This window comes from Anaerozeibacter quisquiliarum (genome assembly GCF_051162045.1).
GTDB classification, from domain to species: Bacteria; Bacillota; Clostridia; order Christensenellales; family Aristaeellaceae; genus Anaerozeibacter; species Anaerozeibacter quisquiliarum.
This window is the reverse complement of record NZ_JBISDI010000004.1, coordinates 78,470-96,434: the sequence shown is the minus strand read 5'-3', so window position 1 is coordinate 96,434 and position 17,965 is coordinate 78,470. Positions and strand designations below refer to the sequence as shown.

The following is a 17,965-nucleotide window of genomic DNA, read 5'->3' as shown; positions in this document are numbered from 1 at the left end:
TTAGATACTGTCAATGATTAGAATACATGGTATAAGCAGAAAGCGAAGGAGGACACGGCGAGCTGGACGAACTTCCTGCGGCACCTCAAGGAACATGGGCTTTCGGGCACACAATTGTTTGTGGGACAAGTGTCTTGGATTGGTGGACGCGTTGGGCAATGTATTCCCCGAGGCGAAATACCAGCGGTGCGTGGTTCACTTCTACCGCAACATGTTCTCTGTGACGCCGCACGGAAAGGTGAAGGAAGTGGCGGCGATGCTCAATGCGATCTACGCGCAGGAGGACAAGCAAAGCGCACGGGATAAGGCCAAATCGGTGGTGGGCAAGCTCAGATCCATGAAGCTTAAGGAAGCGGCGGACAAACTCGAAAAGGGCATGGAGGAAACGCTGACCTATATGGACTTCCCAAGAGAGCATTGGACGCGCATCCGAACGAACAACGGGATTGAGCGGATCATGATGGAGATCCGGCGGCGTACGCGGGTTGTCGTCGCGTTCCCAGACGGCAACTCGACGTTGATGCTGGTCTGTGCAAGGCTTCGGCACGTCTCGGCCAGCAGTTGGGGCGAGAAGCGCTACCTGTGCATGGATAAGCTATCCAAATTCGACTTGGCGGAAATCCTCGCCTGACATCCTGTGGATATGATGGAAAACGCGCTCTGCGTTTCCCATAGATCCACAGGAATTACTACGACTGCGACGGTGATCCCCGCTGCTGCTATCCGACCACCGGTCGGGTTGCCCCCCACTAATGTGCGAAATAACCTTCACACGACCAATGGATTGGGCCGCAGCGCAAAGGTCTTAAGGCGCAGCCCGCCAGGGAACCGCGATCGCACATTTGTATACGCCCCCGGGAAGGGAGCGGGAATGAAAACATGGCCATAAATCATATACCCCGAGTAAATCAGCGGTTGTCTACTTCAAATATCACTTCGGCATCCCTATGACTTTTGTCTTTGTAACGTAATGCCTGCATGGTCTTTCCATCGCTGGATACGCGCGTCCCGAATTCTGTGTTCTGACCATCTGAGTGGATAAAGTCTTCAATCATTGCAACTTCCAGCAAAAATGACGCAGAAGCTCTGTCGTGAATATCCAATTTCAGGGACGCTTTGTCCAAGTCATCAACTTTATACATATACCCCTCATAGTAATCCGCGTTCTTCTTTTTTACAGCGGCAGCAAGCACATAATCCCCCGCCTGACATATCACATTTCCATTTCCAACATAAATCTGGCCGGGATCAACGAGTACCAATTGCATGGCTTCCGGATGCAATTGCTCCCGATCTCCGCGCGCACTAACAATGGTGCCGTCTACATAAATCTCATAACCACTTTTGCTTATGCCAATGATTTCACCGATTGCAATCACATCGAAATTGTTGCGCATGAAACGTTCCCACACAGTATTGTTGGCAAATGAACTTACCGATAAAGACAAAGACGCAATTACAACAATGGCCAGCACGCGTCGAATTTTCTTCATTGAATTTCACCTCATATCCCATATTAAGATCGAACCTTATTATAAAACGCTCACCGTCAATGCCTTGGCATTTGGTAAAGGTCTGCTTGTCTTGCCAGGCCCACTTGTATGTTCCATTTACATCATTTGGCATATTACCCGCTTTGAGGCATTGAGATACAAAATAGTGCAATCACCATTTGAAAAATACTTGTATCTTGAGTTTGGATTTTTACAATATTTCATAGCGTATCTTTCTGCATCCACATGTTGATAATTCAAAAATACTCAAATGTATTGCTTCTTAGAATCGTGAAGATCTTTCATTTTCAATTTTTACTTTTTATTTACATTACTATAAAAACCAAATTTTTTCAACTCTTCCACGGGAAATTTAAAGATAACTTAACCTAATATATAAACGTACATATTTAAATAAGTTTAATGATAATGATTTCACGATTGGCCTATTTACAAGGTACGCAAGTTTCTATACGTAACGCCCAGATGACTCGAACACCATTTACCACACGATCAACGTGAGCAAGTTTTACATTGGAATGGATGCATTATCGTCATAGAGCGTATCGTCGCACGGGGATAAAGACGATCAAATCATGGGAGAACCGCGCAAAGATCTTTCCCACGGGCGTTGCGTCTTTTGAGGGAGAGGTGGTTGATCCGCTCATTTTTATCGCAATGTGCAGCATATGCCCGACGTCCGTACGCGTTGGCTGCTCCCTGTCTTGACTTAACATGATCGCGCGGGTAAATGGGCTATAATACATAGAATTGAAGCGCGGACGCCTGATGAACGCGTTCCTATGCTCGATTGGTATGGGTTCGCGCCGATGCCAATGGTATGATTTATCCGAGGGGTGGCCGGCTCAGCCGGCGTTCGATATGATATGTGTGAAAGGCTCTTGATTCAGGGGGGGTGCGCCTCGCGGGCGAGGTGGCGGTCAGCGGCGGCAAAAACGCCGCGGTCGCGCTGATCCCGGCGGTGCTGCTCGCGCATTCGCCGTGCACCATCGAAAACATGCCCGACATCGAGGATGTGCACGTGCTCATCGAAATGCTCAGGTGGCTGGGCGCGGGCGTGGAGTTTACAGACGGCACGCTGCGCGTCGATCCGACGACGGTCGACAAGTACAGCCCGCCACGTGATCTGGCATGCAAGATGCGCGCGTCCTACTACCTGGCCCCGGTGCTGCTGGGGCTGTTCGGCTGCGCCGAGGTGCCGATGCCGGGCGGCTGCAAGTTCGCGCCCCGGTGCCCCTACGCGAGCGACGCGTGCCGCCGCCGGCCGGAGGTTGCGCAACTGCCCGGCGGGCGCGCGGTGCTGTGCTTTCATCCGCTGACTTCAGCGCAATCGCTTTCGGATGCGGCCGTAAGCGATTGCCCTGCGCCGACTTGACTTGTAGGATGCGTGGTATAAGCAGAAAGCAAAGGAACACATGGGGAACTTAATCCTTCATTCGTAAGGCGTAACGCGCTTGCGGGTCTGACGGCGATAAAACAGCAGGCTATAAAGACCGGTCTGTATCGGGCTGGCCTCCGTATCTTGCGTCATGTGGATCGATGTGGTATACTGCCGCCATCGAAATGCCCGGGAAATCGGGATTTGACGGGAGACATTCGGATGAAAAAGTGGTTTTCGGCGCTGTTGATTTGCTCCCTCGCGAACGGCGCACTGGCGCAAAGCGGGGAAACTGAGGCGTGGACGTTGCTGGGCGATGCGTATACCTATGCATTTCCGCTCGTCATCATGGACGCGACGAAGACAGCCGCCACCAATGTGGAAGCACCCGATCTGGCAGGGCACGCGCCGATCAATCAACTGATCCACAGCCAACGGCTGGCAGACGCCGAGTCCAAGATGGTCGTTACGCCCAACGTGGACACGATCTACACGCAGGCGTGGCTGGACATCAGCGCGGAGCCGATGGTGTATGCGATGCCCGAGGCGAACCGCTTCTTCACGGTGCAGGTGCTTGACGCATGGACGAACACGCCGGCGCTGCTGGATCAGGCCGGAACCTATGCGTTCACTTTGCCCGACTGGGAAGGCACGCTGCCGGACGGCGTGACCCGCGTGGATGTGCCGACGAGTATGGTCTGGATCATAGCCCTCATTGTGCTCAACGGCGACGGCGATCTTCCTGCCGTGCGGGAGATTCAGGACGGCATGAAGCTGCTGCCCCTGAGCGCCTATGAAAGCGGCGCGGAATACCTTCCGCTCAAGGGCGAGTACCGCGCGCAAAACGATATCGTTCCCGTTCAGGCGGTGCTGTCCATGGACATGCAGACCTTCTTTGACACGGCGAACCGCCTGATCGCGGACAATCCGCCTGCGCAAGAGGACTCCGAGGTGGTGGCTTCCTTCGCGAAGCTGAACATCGGCCCCGGTCTTCAATTTGACGCGGAGCAGCTGCCCGGCGACCGCGCGGCGCAATGGCGCGAACTGCTTACCGGTCTGCGCGCGAAGCTCGTGGCTGCGGGGCGGGAATATATGCTGACGCTCGGCTCGTGGAAGTACTTTGGCGCGCCCATTGGCGATTTTGGCACGGCTTATGCGTACCGCGCCATGGTGGCGCTCGGCGGGCTGGGCGCGAACACGGTCGATATTGCCATCTATCCCAAGACCGATCTGGACGAGAACGGCGACGCGCTGACCGGCGAAAAGACCTATGTCCTGCACTTCGATTCTCTGCCGCCGACACTGGAAGGCGGATTCTGGTCCATAACCGCCTACGGAAGCGACGATTTCCTGATCGCCAATCCGCTCAACCGTTACTGCCTCAATGATCGTTCCGACCTCATGATGAACGACGACGGCTCGCTGGATGTTATCCTTTCCATAAACGAGCCGCAAAATACGAACAATTGGCTCCCTGTCTCTAAGGAAAACTTCCACCTATACATGCGCGTGTACTTACCCGACATGGCGGGTTTGGACCATTGGCAGCCACCCGTGATTACCGTACAGTTACCCGCGTCTGTGTAGACTTCCGTTTCCTCTCCGGATAGCAGGCGGGGAACCATTCCGCTTCCTACCGCCACCTTCCCCCTTTTACTCTTTGCGCGGTGTTGCCCCAATCGGCCGGCGTGCTTTCCATATCGGAATTAAGATGCCGGATCGTCAAGCCCTGCCGTCTGCACCGCACATCTTGATCTTCTCAATCACCAGGCGGCGCACGTTGTCCCTGGCCTTGACGCCCATCTTCTTGGGATCGTACAGGTCGGGTGTCGCCGCGAGCGCCTGTTTCACGCCGTCGGTGAAGGCGGCGCGCAGCTCGGTGGCAAAGTTCACCTTGCAGATGCCAAGCGCGATGCAATCCCGGACGTCTTTGTCGTGCAGCCCGGACGCGCCGTGCAGCACCAGCGGGATCGGGACGAGCTTGCGGATCTCGCCGAGCCGCGCCTTATCCAATACCGGCGTACCCACATAGAACCCGTGCGCGGTGCCGATGGCTACCGCCAGAGAGTCGATCCCCGTCTCGCGCGCGAAGCGCTCGGCCTCCTGGGGATCGGTGTTGGTGTCGGCGTCGGCGGCGAGGTCGTCCTCCTTGCCGCCCACCTTTCCCAGTTCGGCCTCCACCGGGATGCCCAGTGTCGCGCCCGCCTCCGCCACGCGCCGGGTCAGACGGATGTTGTCCTCGAGGGGCAGCGCGGAGCCGTCGATCATCACCGAGGTGTACCCGGCGTCCAGCGCCTTCACGGCCAGTTCAAAGCTGCTGCCGTGATCCAGGTGCAGCGCCACCGGAACGCTCGCCTGCCGCGCCAGCGCGCCGACCATCCCGGCGAAGACCGCCGGGCCCGCGTATTTTAGGGTGCCGGGCGTGGTCTGCAGGATGACCGGGGCCTTCGCCTCCTGGGCAGCCTCAATGACGGCCTGCGCCATTTCCATGTTCTCGATGTTGAATGCGCCCACAGCATACTTGCTGCTTTGTGCGGAAAGAAGCATTACCTTACTCGTAACCAGCATGCAACATCCCTCCATAGCTTGTTCTCCCACGTCCGAAGGGCTTGCGCGAGAAGACAATCCTGTTTCCTTGAGCCGATCGCCCGTCTTTTCCCGGCAGGCGTTTCGCCGTTCCCCATTGCCTTCTTACCGTCACACCGTCATTTTACAAAGCTGCATTTTCTTTCGCAGATATTCGCGGAGTGCTTCCTGCACAGACAGTTGCAAATCGAAAAAGTCGGGGTGCCCCGCGGCGCAGAACTTCTGCATCGTCTGGTAATACAGGTAGAAGTACCGGTTGTAGGCCTTATTTCAATCCACGCGCCCGTGTAGGGCGCGACGTTGGAGGCGGGTAGCGATGGCGGAAACCCTGCGCATTTCAATCCACGCGCCCGTGTAGGGCGCGACCGATCCGTAGCAAGACGGGCAAGACCGCGCCGCTATTTCAATCCACGCGCCCGTGTAGGGCGCGACGAATCGCGTGAGCTACAACACGAAGAATTACACCATTTCAATCCACGCGCCCGTGTAGGGCGCGACCCAAAGCCGAACGGCGTTCCATCCGCAGAACCAATATTTCAATCCACGCGCCCGTGTAGGGCGCGACGGCTTCCCGGCAAAACGTCCCTCAAAAAGCGTCAATTTCAATCCACGCGCCCGTGTAGGGCGCGACCGCTGTCCGGGATCAGGACGCCGTTGGTCAAGTTATTTCAATCCACGCGCCCGTGTAGGGCGCGACGATCAGTCCCTGCAGGCCGCGCGGCAAGACCAGGTTATTTCAATCCACGCGCCCGTGTAGGGCGCGACTGTCGTCGAAGAAAACGCGCCGGCATTCGTGGTATTTCAATCCACGCGCCCGTGTAGGGCGCGACTCATGTTCTTCGGCATCAGCGTTTCTGTGCAAATATTTCAATCCACGCGCCCGTGTAGGGCGCGACTTGCAGATGCTTTGCGTTCCCGAAGTGCTGGTCGTCGATTTCAATCCACGCGCCCGTGTAGGGCGCGACGGGAGCGGGGTGGTGCCCCTTGATCCGGTATTCATTTCAATCCACGCGCCCGTGTAGGGCGCGACGTTTGCGTTCAAGCCGCTGGACGCCGCCGGCAACATTTCAATCCACGCGCCCGTGTAGGGCGCGACCATTCCGCCCTCTGCGGTGGTTGCGTTGCTCTTGATTTCAATCCACGCGCCCGTGTAGGGCGCGACCGGGAGCTGGCGGCAGTGATTAACGCATCGGGCATTTCAATCCACGCGCCCGTGTAGGGCGCGACGGTTAGTACAATCCAAACCGGCTGCTCACGCGCTATTTCAATCCACGCGCCCGTGTAGGGCGCGACGGAACGCCTGCTGCGCATCGGCCAGATGGAACACATTTCAATCCACGCGCCCGTGTAGGGCGCGACCTGAAACGACACCTGCGGATCGACACGAACGACATTTCAATCCACGCGCCCGTGTAGGGCGCGACGATAGATCATCCGCTGTACCGGCTGCTGCACGATATTTCAATCCACGCGCCCGTGTAGGGCGCGACTCTGACTGCTTGCGTAGAACCGGTCTACTCGGATATTTCAATCCACGCGCCCGTGTAGGGCGCGACGCTTTCTCCATGTGTACACCTCACTTTCTCTGCGATTTCAATCCACGCGCCCGTGTAGGGCGCGACAGCATTACTGCCTGGAGGGGGACTTGTTGATTTTGTTACATATAACCAGATTTCGGGGAGCGAGAGACTGAAGACGGGTGGATGGACCGGGACGGATGCGTATTTTCGCGCCAATTTTGGTGCGAATCTCCGGGGGATTCTCTGGGCGGCGGGGTTCGCACACCAAGCAACCGCTGATTCATTCGGGCGTTGGCTGACAAGGAGAATTTTCGTCAGATCGCGCTCGCAAAAGCTGAAGGTGTAGCAGCGCTACTACGAGGATTTTGCGGGCGCGAAATGGCGGAAGTTCAGCCCCCACCGTGCGCGGGATTTCTTCAGCGCTTACACTAGAGAATCAACGGATTATGCGGGATTGATCGACGTAACGCACGCGCTGCATATCCTCGAAGAGCTTCGACACCTCGCCGATCATCGGCTGGGCGGGCAAGTCGAGTCGGGGCTGCGTCGCGGTGCACAGGACCACGGTGCAGCCGCAGAAGCGCACGAGGAAGCGTATTGCCTGCTCAAACAGGTGCGTGCAACGCTTGGGCAGCGCCTGGACTTCGTCGAAGATCAACACCGAGTGTGCGAGCGCGCCCATCCGACGCGCGTCCGAGTTTTCCTTTCGGTAGAGGGTGTTCAGGAATTGCACCATGGAGGTCAGCACGATGGGGCTGTCCCAGCGCTCGGTCAGCAGCCGGTATGCCGCTTCCTCGTCCTCGTTGTTTCGCACGACGCCCGAGTGGTGTTCGAGTATGCCCTCGTAGTTGTTCAGTGCCTCGCGGATGTCCGCCGCGTTCTGGTCGAGGATGGTGTTGAAGGGAATCACGTAGAAGATGCGGCGCATATGCGCACCATCGGCATGTGCGAGCGCGTAGCGCAGCGTGGAAAAGGTCTTGCCGCCGCCAGTCGGCACCGTCAGGGTGAATATGCCCGGCGGTAGACTCGCGCAGCCCAAGCACTCTCGCGAGATGCGCGTACGGATATCGTTAAGCGTAGAAGGATCCGTGAATTTCGACAAGTGCGCTTCGAGCCGCGCGAGCAACTCCGCCCAATCCGGAGGCGGTTCGCCGGGCGCGAGAGGGTCGGCGCCATGCTCAAAACAAGCGCTGTCCCAGCGGTCGGCATCTACCAGCGCGCCCAGTACCATTCGTGCAATCATGCCCAGTTGAAACGCTTGAGCATCCGATTCGAGCCGAGCAAACAGGGCGCTGATTTCCGCCTTGGCGCGCGCGAATAGCTTGTCTAGCTCATCTGCTCCAGCAATCTCGCGCAGATAATTCCCCACCGCCTCGCGATAATGCAGTTTTTCTTTCTCTTCGGAAGAAAAATACCTCAAGTAGGGCGACTCGCCCTTCTCATTCAGGCAGTCCGGCAATCCCGCGTGATGCCCATAAACCGCCATAGAAATGACCTGCGCGGTCAGCTTCGCAAATGGATCGCCGTCAAACCACCGCTCGTAGGCAAAGATCGCGCCGATCGGAGCGTGCAATACAGAACCTCGTTCCCGCAATTCGGGATGCGTGTACGACATCTCAAGGTAGTCCTGAAACGCCACCGGAGCTTTCCCCATATCATGCAACAACCCAACCAGCCGCCCCGTATCCTCAAGCCCTAATGAGCTCAAAGCTCCCCCGGCCAAATAAGCGACCTCGCGGCAATGCTCGCTCAACACCTGCCCCGCTCCATCCGTTTTTCGAAAGCGCGCGTTCATCATGTCGCTGCCTCCCGCTTGGTCGCGCGAATAACTCAATTGCCGACAGATGCTTGTTGCCGCTATTATAAATGCATAACGCTTTATTGTCAAATTTTCCCTTTTTCCGACATAAACCCGCAGGACGAGCGCACGATCAGCGTGGGTTCGAAGTGCTGGGCGAAGGCGTCGAGGTTGGCGGTCTGGGTGCTGACCAGCAGATTCATCGCCAGGCGGCAGGTCTCCTCGATGTGCAGGTCGAGCGTGGTTAATGGGGGGGCCGCGTAGGGGGCGAAAAACTGGTTGTCGCAGCCGACCAGCGCGATGTCGCCCGGCACGCGCAGGCCCATGCGCTTTAGCTGCCGCAGCGCGCCCAGCGCCACCAGGTCGTTGAAGGCGACGAGCGCGGTCGGCGGCTTGCGGCCGTTCAACTGCGCTAACAGGCCGGTGACGCAGGCTTCGCCGCCGGGCGCGTCCTCGCCGGCGGTCATCGGGTAGGGTTCGAGGCCCAGGCGCTCCATCTCGTTCAGATAGCCCTGCTCGCGGGTGTTGGGCAGCTGCGCCGCGCCCATGCCGCCGATCAACGCGATGCGCATATGGCCGAGCTTTGTCAGATGGCGGATGGCCAGCTGAGAACAGGCGGCGAGCTCGGTCACCAGGCAGGGCAGCTCGGGACAGATCTCGCGCAGGTTGATCGCCACCAGCGGCATCTGCCGCCTGAGCTTGCATATGCCCTCGAGCGCCGATGCGCTCGAGGCGTCGTCGGTCACGTCGCCCGAGAAGATCACGCCGTCCAGCCGCCGCGCAATCAGTTGGTCGAGGAAGTCCTGCTGAAGGATCGCGCCGCGCGGGATTTGAAACAGCAGCGTCGAGTAGTTGAGCCGCGTGGCCTCCTGTTGGAGCGCCACGCACATCATAGAATAGAAGGGATTGGCGAGCAGCGGCAGGATGATGCCCATCGTGTGGGTCTTCTTGCGCATCAGGCCCGTGGCCACCATGCTGGGCCGGAAGTTGTACTTTGTGACGACCGCCATCACGCGCTCGCGGGTCTGGGCGCGCACCGATGCGTTGCCGCTAATCACGCGCGAAACCGTCGCGATCGAAACCCCCGCCTCCCGCGCGATGTCAAAGATCGTGATGTGCTCGCCCATCTGCATCCCTCCCATAGTTTTGCCTTAGTATACAGTATAATGAAAGGGTTTACAAGGACGAATTGGGCAACAAATGCGCATTATGCTGCATTTATCGCAGCGCGAATGCAAATAGATCACTACGGAGGAGGCGTGTTTTACCGAATGTGTAAACCAAAAATGAATGATCCGTTGACAGACGGGGCGCGGCATGCTATAATCTGGGCGCAGAAGAAAGGGTTTACATTTGCTTGGCGCGTATCTTACGGGACAGGGCCGACGCCGGCCTCGCACCCGTACGAAATAAAGCATCGGGAGGGAATTTCTTTGAAGAAACTGTTCATGCTCCTGCTCGCGCTTACCCTCGTGCTCTCGCCGCTCGCGGCCGCCTCAGCGCAGTCGGCAAACGAACTGACCGTGTGGTGCTGGGACCCGGCGTTCAACCTGTACGCCATGGGAGAGGCCGCCAAGGTCTATCAGGAAGCCCATCCGGAGTTCAAGCTCAACATCGTCGATACTCCGTGGCCCGACCTGCAGACCAAGCTCACCACGATGGCCATGTCCGGCGACCTCTCCGGCATGCCCGACATCTTCCTCTGCCAGGACAACGCCTTTCAGAAGAACGTCATCAACCTGCCCGATCTGTTCGCCGATCTGACCTCGGGCGGCGTGGACTTCTCGAAGTTCCCGGGCGCGAAGGTGGCCTACTCGGTCGTGGACGGCAAGAATTACGGCGTGCCCTTTGACAACGGCACCACGATCCAGGCCATGCGCGTAGACATCCTGGAAAAGGCCGGCTACACGATCGCCGACCTCGCCGACATCACCTGGGATCGCTTCATCGAGATCGGCAAGGACGTCAAGGCCAAGACCGGCCTGCCGATGCTGTCCGGCACCGCCGGCGAGCCCGACCTCGTGATGATTATGCTGCAGAGCTGCGGCGCGTCGCTGTTCAAGGAGGACGGCTCGCTCAACATCAAGGACAACGCGGCGCTCAAGAAGGTCGCGGAATACTTCGCCACCATGGTCAAGGAGGGCGTCTACGTCGAGGCCAACGGCTGGGACGGCTACATCGGAACCTTCATCGGCGGCAACTGCGTAGGCACGATCAACGGCTGCTGGATTCTGGGCTCCATCCAGACCGCCAAGGACCAGGCCGGCAAGTGGGCGCTGACCAACATCCCGAAGGTGGACATCGAGGGCGGCACCAACTACTCCAACAACGGCGGCTCCTCCTGGGGCGTGTCCGCCGGCAGCAAGAATTATGCGCTGGCCAACGACTTCCTGGCGGCCACCTTCGGCGGCTCCGTGAAGTTCTATGAGACCATCCTGCCGGCCTCCGGTGCGCTGGCCACCTACCTGCCCGCCGGCGACAGCGCGGTGTACAACGAGCCCAGCGAGTTCTTCGGCGGCCAGAAGATTTTCGCCGACATCACCGCTTTCGCGGCCAAGGTGCCCTCCAACGCCACCGGCGCCTACTACTACGAGGCGCGCGACGCCGTCTCCACCGCCATCCACCAGATCCTGACCGGCACGGACATCGACGCGGCGTTCGCCGAGGCCGACGCCACCGTCGCCTTCAAAATGGGCGCGTAATACAGATTTCGAGCAATGATCGAGGGGGCGGCCCATCTTCATTCCCCTTCATTCCCCTCCTTAAAGGAGGGGAATGAAGGGGGCGCTCCCCTTGACGCATATGCTTCCACAGGGGGGATGGCCGTGATTACAGAAAAACCTGCAAACCGGGCGGGGAAGGCGGTCGGAGCGTCGCTCGACCGCCGTCAAAGCATCACCGGCTGGGCGTTTCTCTTGCCGGCCAGCCTCATGATCGCCTGGATGAACTTTTATCCGATGGTGCAGGCGGCCTTGCTGTCGCTTAAATCGGGCCAGGGCGCGAAGCTTAGCTACGCGGGCCTCAGAAACTATGAATACCTGGTCCGCGACCCAATCTTCCGCCAAGCCATGACCAACAACTTCCTGTTCCTGCTCATCCAGGTGCCGGTCATGCTGGCGCTGGCGCTCGTGCTGGCCACGCTGCTCAACGACCCGAAGCTTAAATTCCGCGCCCTGTTCCGCACGCTGATCTTCCTGCCGTGCGCGACCTCGCTGGTGTCCTATTCGATCATCTTCCGCACGCTGTTCGACGTGAACGGCTTCATCAACATGGCGCTGATTCGGATGGGCCTTCTATCGGAAGGCATCAACTGGCTCAACAACGCCTGGACGTCCCGCGCGGTGGTCGTCGTGGCGCTGATCTGGCGCTGGACAGGCTACAACATGGTGTTCTACCTGGCCGGACTCCAGTCGATCGAGCCCTCGATCTACGAGGCCGCGCGCATCGACGGAGCCTCCTGGTTCCAGCAGTTTCGCAAGATCACGGTGCCTATGCTGCGGCCGATCATCTTGCTGACGGCGATTCTGTCCACCAACGGAACGCTCCAGCTATTCGATGAATCGATGAACCTGACCCGAGGCGGGCCCGCCAACATGACGATCACCATGAGCCACTACATCTACAAGGCGACCTTCGAGCAGGTGCCCAAGTTTGGGTACTCGGCGGCGATGTCGTTCGTGATCTTTATCCTGGTGGCGATCCTGGCGCTGCTCCAGATGAAGGTGGGTGACAAGCGATGAAGCGCACACTTGCGACGATTTTCAAATACCTTTTCCTGATCGTGGCAGCGCTGCTCTCGGTGTTTCCCTTATACTGGATGGCGGTGTCAGCCACCAACGAGAGCGCCGTGGTGCTCGGCGGCGCGATGCTGCCGGGCGCGAACCTCGTGCAAAACTACCGCGCGCTGCTGGCCTCGCAGGACCTTATGCTGGCGATGAAGAATTCGTTCGTCACCGCGACCTTGCAGACCGTGCTGGCGCTCGCGATTTGCTCACTGGCCGGCTACGGCTTTGAGATCTACCACGACAAGGCCAAGGACCGCGTGATGTCGACCCTGCTGCTGGCGATGATGGTGCCGATGGCGGCCACGCTGATCCCGCTGTTTCGCATGTTTTCGCAGATGAAGCTGCTGAACACCTACACGGCGTTCATCCTCCCGGGCATCTCGACGCCGTTTTTGATTATGATGTTCAGGCAGAACGCGCGCGCGTTCCCCCACGACATCATCGAGGCGGCGCGCATCGACGGGCTTAGTGAAGTGGCCATCTTCTTGCGCATGTTCATCCCCACGATGAAGTCCACCTACGCGGCGGCGATGACGATTACGTTCATGAACGCCTGGAACAGCTACCTGTGGCCCAAGGTCGTCATGCAGGGCAACGAGGCGATCACCATGCCCATGCTGATCGCCAACCTGATCGCGGGCTACGTGACCGACTACGGCGCGCTGATGCTGGGCGTGCTGCTGTGCACACTGCCCACCGTCGTGATCTTCTTCGCGCTGCAAAAGTTCTTCACCGAGGGCATTGCCGGGTCGGTGAAATGAGTCGCGCGAGTCCTGCCGCGGCCGTATTCGCGTGAGTTGGGAAAACCAATGTTAACCGGAGGTGCACCATGAAGGCGACGAAGCCCACCCTGGACTTCTTGTACGATCCGCGCGTGTTTCAGGTAAATCGGCTGGACGCGCATTCCGACCACGCGATCTATGCCGGCAAGGCGGAGGCCGACGCGGGCCAAAGCAGCCTGACGAAATCGCTGGACGGCCAATGGAAGCTGCATTACGCGCCCGGTATCGACGCCCGGACGTTGGGCTTCGAGGCGGCGGACTTCGACGCCTCCGGCTGGGCCGATATGCCGGTGCCTGGCTGCCTGGAGATGAACGGCCACGGCATACCCCACTATGTCAATGTGCAGTACCCCTGGGACGGCTGGGAGGCGATCGATCCGCCCGCCATCCCGAAGAAAAACCCGGTGGCCGAGTACGTCACCGACTTCGAGCTGCCGGGAAACTTCTTCGGCAAGCGCGTCGTGCTCAGCTTCGACGGCGCGGCGACCGCGCTGTACGCCTGGGTTAACGGCACCTTCTTGGGCTACGCCGAGGACGGTTTCACGCCCTCGCACTTCGATGCGACCGAACTGCTGAAAGCGGGCAAGAACCGGCTGGCGCTGCGCATCTTCCGCTACTCGACCGCCTCCTGGCTTGAGGACCAGGATTTCTGGCGCTTTACCGGCCTGATTCGCGGCGTGCGGCTGAGCGCGCAACCGGCGGCGCATGTGGAGGATTTGTTCGCCAAGGGGCTCCTGGACGACGATTATGTAGGCGGCGCGCTGGAGTTGGATGTCAAGCTCAAACTGCCGAAGGATCGGCAGGTGACCGTCCGCGCGGAGTTGGCGGACGAACGCGGCGCGGAGGCGCTGGCCTTTGACCTGCCCGCCGAGCCCCATGTGCGCGTGCGAAAGCCGATTGCCGCGCCCCGTCAGTGGAGCGCGGAGCGGCCCCACCTGTACCGGCTGCGGCTGACGCTGACCGACCCCTCGGGCGAATGCGAGGTCGCCGAGACCATGGTCGGCTTCCGGCGCTTCGAGATAAAGGACAAGCTGATGCTGCTGAGCGGCAAGCGTGTGGAGCTCCGCGGCGTCAACCGCCACGAGTTCAGCGCCACGGGCGGGCGCACGGTGAGCGAGGAGGAACTTAAGACCGACCTGCTCACGATGAAGCGCAACAACATCAACGCCGTGCGCACCTGCCACTACCCGGGCGACAGCCGACTGTACGCGCTGTGCGACCGACTCGGCCTCTACGTGATCGACGAGGCCAACATGGAAACCCACGGCTCCTGGTCGAATCCCCGCGGCATCAACTGGGACAAGGCCGTGCCCTGCGACAGGCCCGAATGGCAGGGGGCGGTTGACGACCGCGCTCGCTCGATGGTGCTTCGCGACAGGAACCATCCCTCGGTCCTCATGTGGTCCTGCGGCAACGAGAGCCACGGCGGCTCGGTGATCCACAACATGTCGAACCTGATCCGCTCGCTCGACGACACGCGGCTGGTGCATTACGAGGGCGTGTCCAGCGACCGGCGGTATAACGACACGAGCGACGTGGAGAGCCGCATGTACACCAAGCCCTGGGATGTGGAGAAATACCTGAAGGACAACCCCGCAAAGCCCTACATCCTGTGCGAGTACGCCCACGCGATGAACAACTCGGTGGGCGACCTGTTCAAGTACATGGATCTCATGGAGCGCTACCCCATGTTCCAGGGCGGGTTCATCTGGGACTACATCGACCAGACGATTTTGGCCCGCGCGCCAAATGGGCGGCAGCGCTACGCCTACGGCGGCGACTTCGGCGACCGGCCCAACGACCGCGGCTTCTGCGCCAACGGCCTGCTGTTCGCCGACCGGACGCCCTCGCCCAAGATGCAGGAGGTCAAGTACCTGTACCAGGGCGTCAAGATCCTGCCTGAGAGGGGCGGCGTGCGGCTGGTCAACCGGAACCTGTTCGCGGGCGTGGAGGAATACGCGCTCAAGTACGAGCTGCTGAAGGACGGCGCCCGAATCGCCTCGGGCGAGGTTCAGCCGCGCGTGGCGGCGGGCGAGGAAGAGTTCATCGCGCTGAATCTGCCCCCCTGCGACGCCCCCGGCGAGTACGCGCTCAACTGCGCGCTGGTGCTCAAGGCAGACGCGCCCTGGGCCGCGGCCGGCTACGAGCAGATGCACGGCCAGCATGTGTTCAAGGTAAAAGCCAGGCAAGCGGCGAGCGAGGGCGAGGTGCGCGTGATCCCCGGCGACTGGAACATCGGAGCGGGGGCGAATGGACGCGACATGCTGTTCTCGTTCAAGGAGGGCGGGCTGGTCTCGCTGCGCAAGGCGGGCGGCCCCGAGCTGATCGAAACGCCGTTCAAGCTGAGCCTGTTCCGCGCCCCGACCGACACCGACTACGGCAACGGCCTCGACCGCGACATGGCGTACTGGCGCGCGGCCACCACCTGCAGCCGCGTCGTCGACGCGAAGCTGTCCGCGCCCGGCGAGCCGTTCGCGATTACCCACGTCTATGCGCTGCCCATCGTGCGCGACACCTTTGCGCACATCGGCTACCGGCCGCTGCCCGACGGCGCGGTCAGGGTGACGCTCGATCTGCCCGCCGTCCATGGCATGGGGGATATCCCCGCCGTAGGGCTGTCGCTCAGGATGCCCAAGGCGTTCCATAGGCTGAAATGGTACGGCCTGGGTCCGGAAGAGAACTACATCGACCGGCTGCACGGCGCGCGGCTGGGCATTTACGAGACCACCGCCGAGGCCAACCTTACCCGCTACGCGGTGCCGCAGGAATGCGGCAACCGCGCCGGCGTGCGCTGGATGGAGGTAACCGACGAGGCGGGCGCGGGCCTGCGCGTCGAGATGGACGGCTTGCCGCTCGAGGTCGCCGTGCTGCCCTACACCGCGGGCCAGCTCGAAAACGCGCTGCATCCGGACGAGCTGCCGCCCGTCACCTACACGGTCGTGGACGTGGCCATGCGCCGCATGGGCGTCGGCGGCGACGACGGCTGGGGCGCGAAGACCCACCCGGAATTTACGATCGACGGCGAGGTGCCGCACAGTTTCTCGTTCATCATAAGGGCGATCTAGGTAACCGCCGATCAAATCCCACGCGCGGTGGCGGCTGCCTTTGCGCCATCTTGCGCCTCAAAAATCCTTGACGTAGCGCCGCTACGCCTTCAGATTTTGCAAGCGCAATCTGACGAAAATTCAGCGCGCCACCGCACGTGTGCTTTAATCAGCGCTTACCTAACCTCCGGCGCGGCTTCCGCCCATCCCCCATTTCCCTCCTTGGAGGGGAATGGGTACGGGCCGGGCGCCGCCTCATCCAACGACTGATCTACGAAAGCGAGACACATCCCCATGAAGAACCGCTTGCTCAAAAACCCTCTGCTGCGTACGCTGTTCGAGCTGCGCGGCAATCCGCGCGCCTGCATCTACACCGAGCCCCTGTGGGGGCTGTCGATGAACCTGTGCCTGCCCTACGTCAGCGTATACATGTTGGCGCTGGGCATGAACGACGTGCAGGTGGGCGTGATCGCCTCGATTTACATGTTTTCGCAGATGGTGTTCGCGTTCCTGTCCGGCGTCATCGTCGACAAGATGGGACGCCGGCTCAGCACCCTGGTGTTCGACATCGTATCGTGGAGCCTGCCCTGCCTGATCTGGGCGTACAGCGAGGGATTCTGGTTCTTCGCGGTCGCGGCGCTGCTCAACGGCACGATGAAGATCACCACGGTGTCCTGGGACTGCCTGCTGGTGGAGGACGCGCCCCGGGACAAGATCACGCACGTCTATTCGTGGGTGCTCATCGCCGGTAACCTGTCGGCGCTGTTCGCGCCGATATCCGCCGTGCTGGTCGCGCGGCTCACGCTGGTGCCTGCCGTGCGCATCCTCTACATCAACGCCTTCGTCGTCATGACGGCCAAGGTGCTGCTGCTGTACAAGTACTCCACCGAGACAAAGGTCGGCGTCGTTCGCCGCGAAGAGGCCCGCGGCAAGTCGTGGGGCGAGATGCTGTCCGGCTACAAGGTGGCGGTGCGCATGATCCTGCATTCGCGCGGGACCAAGTTCGCGATCGTCATCAGCGTCCTGGTCGAGATCGTCGCCATGCTGAGCATGACCTTCTGGCAGATCATCGCGTCGCGCCGGATCGGCATCCCCGACGCCCTGTTGCCGCTGTTCCCGATGGTGCGCAGCGTGATGTCCATCGCTCTGTTCTTCACGGTGCTCTCACGCATACGCCAGTCGCACATCAAGGCGCCGCTGTACGGGGGCTTTGTGAGCGCGATCATCAGCTGCCTTTTGCTGATCGCCATACCGGCCGCCAGCCCATGGGGCTACGCGCTGCTGTTCGCCTCGCTGCTGTTCGAGGCGCTGGGCGGAGCCGTGCTGGGCACGCTGCGCGAGTCGTTGGTCGCCATCCACGTGGACCCCGAGCGCCGCTCGGGCATCATGGCGCTGTTGCAGACCGTGGTCATGCTGGTCAGCGTGCCCTTCGGCTACATCGGCGGGCTGCTCAGCGACATTTCGAAGGTGCTGCCCTTTGTGCTGAGCATCGCGCTCTTGCTGCTCGGCATGCTGGCGACGGGGATATTCTTTCGCAGTACAAAGGCGTAGGGGGGAA

The 17,965-nt window shown here is 60.1% G+C and carries 12 protein-coding genes, 1 pseudogene and 1 CRISPR repeat array; of the genes and pseudogenes, 8 read left to right on the top strand and 5 right to left on the bottom strand.

Translation table 11 applies throughout. The annotated features are described in order from the left end of the window. Window positions 1–33 precede the first annotated feature (33 nt). A pseudogene (locus ACH6CV_RS02820) lies at window positions 34–631 on the top strand (IS256 family transposase); the annotation flags it as partial. A gap of 277 nt (window positions 632–908) precedes the next feature. On the opposite strand, the gene ACH6CV_RS02815 reads toward ACH6CV_RS02820, so the two are convergent. Further along, the gene (locus tag ACH6CV_RS02815) at window positions 909–1,493 is read right to left on the bottom strand and encodes a hypothetical protein (RefSeq protein ID WP_456356644.1); all 585 of its coding nucleotides are present in this window, start codon (window positions 1,491–1,493) and stop codon (window positions 909–911) included. 117 nt (window positions 1,494–1,610) lie between these two features. Then, window positions 1,611–1,739, bottom strand: coding sequence for an amidase domain-containing protein (locus ACH6CV_RS02810; protein WP_456356643.1), 129 nt, complete (start codon window positions 1,737–1,739; stop codon window positions 1,611–1,613). A gap of 670 nt (window positions 1,740–2,409) precedes the next feature. Here ACH6CV_RS02810 and ACH6CV_RS02805 point away from each other — a divergent pair. Both ACH6CV_RS02805 and ACH6CV_RS02800 read left to right on the top strand, forming a co-directional pair. Next, on the top strand, window positions 2,410–2,889 hold the full coding sequence (locus tag ACH6CV_RS02805) for a hypothetical protein (protein ID WP_456356642.1): 480 nt from the start codon (window positions 2,410–2,412) through the stop codon (window positions 2,887–2,889). A 225-nt stretch (window positions 2,890–3,114) separates the two neighbouring features. Next, window positions 3,115–4,479: a DUF1254 domain-containing protein gene (locus ACH6CV_RS02800; RefSeq protein ID WP_456356641.1), complete on the top strand. Its 1,365-nt coding sequence runs from the start codon at window positions 3,115–3,117 to the stop codon at window positions 4,477–4,479. 135 nt (window positions 4,480–4,614) lie between these two features. Here ACH6CV_RS02800 and ACH6CV_RS02795 read toward each other — a convergent pair whose 3' ends face one another. The 3 genes from ACH6CV_RS02795 to ACH6CV_RS02785 all read right to left on the bottom strand — a co-directional run bounded on the left by ACH6CV_RS02795 (window position 4,615) and on the right by ACH6CV_RS02785 (window position 9,923). Beyond that, window positions 4,615–5,460, bottom strand: a complete 846-nt coding sequence (locus tag ACH6CV_RS02795) for a class II fructose-bisphosphate aldolase (protein WP_456356640.1) — start codon at window positions 5,458–5,460, stop codon at window positions 4,615–4,617. Between the two features lie 285 nt (window positions 5,461–5,745). Next, window positions 5,746–7,100: direct repeats of the CRISPR family, unit length 32 nt; unit sequence ATTTCAATCCACGCGCCCGTGTAGGGCGCGAC. Between the two features lie 334 nt (window positions 7,101–7,434). Then, the gene (locus ACH6CV_RS02790; RefSeq protein WP_456356639.1) at window positions 7,435–8,796 is read right to left on the bottom strand and encodes a CRISPR-associated endonuclease Cas3''; all 1,362 of its coding nucleotides are present in this window, start codon (window positions 8,794–8,796) and stop codon (window positions 7,435–7,437) included. An 86-nt stretch (window positions 8,797–8,882) separates the two neighbouring features. Further along, window positions 8,883–9,923 carry a LacI family DNA-binding transcriptional regulator gene (locus ACH6CV_RS02785; protein WP_456356638.1) on the bottom strand — a complete coding sequence of 347 codons (1,041 nt, stop codon included), beginning with the start codon at window positions 9,921–9,923 and terminating at the stop codon, window positions 8,883–8,885. 306 nt (window positions 9,924–10,229) lie between these two features. Here ACH6CV_RS02785 and ACH6CV_RS02780 point away from each other — a divergent pair, with 306 nt between their 5' ends. The 5 genes from ACH6CV_RS02780 to ACH6CV_RS02760 all read left to right on the top strand — a co-directional run bounded on the left by ACH6CV_RS02780 (window position 10,230) and on the right by ACH6CV_RS02760 (window position 17,958). Then, entirely contained in the window at window positions 10,230–11,498 is a 1,269-nt protein-coding gene (locus tag ACH6CV_RS02780) for an ABC transporter substrate-binding protein (RefSeq protein WP_456356637.1), read from the top strand. 117 nt (window positions 11,499–11,615) lie between these two features. Continuing rightward, window positions 11,616–12,536, top strand: a complete 921-nt coding sequence (locus tag ACH6CV_RS02775) for a carbohydrate ABC transporter permease (RefSeq protein ID WP_456356636.1) — start codon at window positions 11,616–11,618, stop codon at window positions 12,534–12,536. Beyond that, a complete protein-coding gene (locus ACH6CV_RS02770; RefSeq protein WP_456356635.1) occupies window positions 12,533–13,342 on the top strand; it encodes a carbohydrate ABC transporter permease in 810 nt (269 codons plus the stop codon). The genes ACH6CV_RS02775 and ACH6CV_RS02770 overlap by 4 nt, the downstream gene beginning before the upstream one ends. 68 nt (window positions 13,343–13,410) lie before the next feature. Beyond that, a complete protein-coding gene (locus ACH6CV_RS02765; protein WP_456356634.1) occupies window positions 13,411–16,428 on the top strand; it encodes a glycoside hydrolase family 2 TIM barrel-domain containing protein in 3,018 nt (1,005 codons plus the stop codon). Window positions 16,429–16,701: 273 nt separating this feature from the next. Continuing rightward, window positions 16,702–17,958, top strand: coding sequence for an MFS transporter (locus ACH6CV_RS02760; protein ID WP_456356633.1), 1,257 nt, complete (start codon window positions 16,702–16,704; stop codon window positions 17,956–17,958). Window positions 17,959–17,965: the final 7 nt, after the last annotated feature.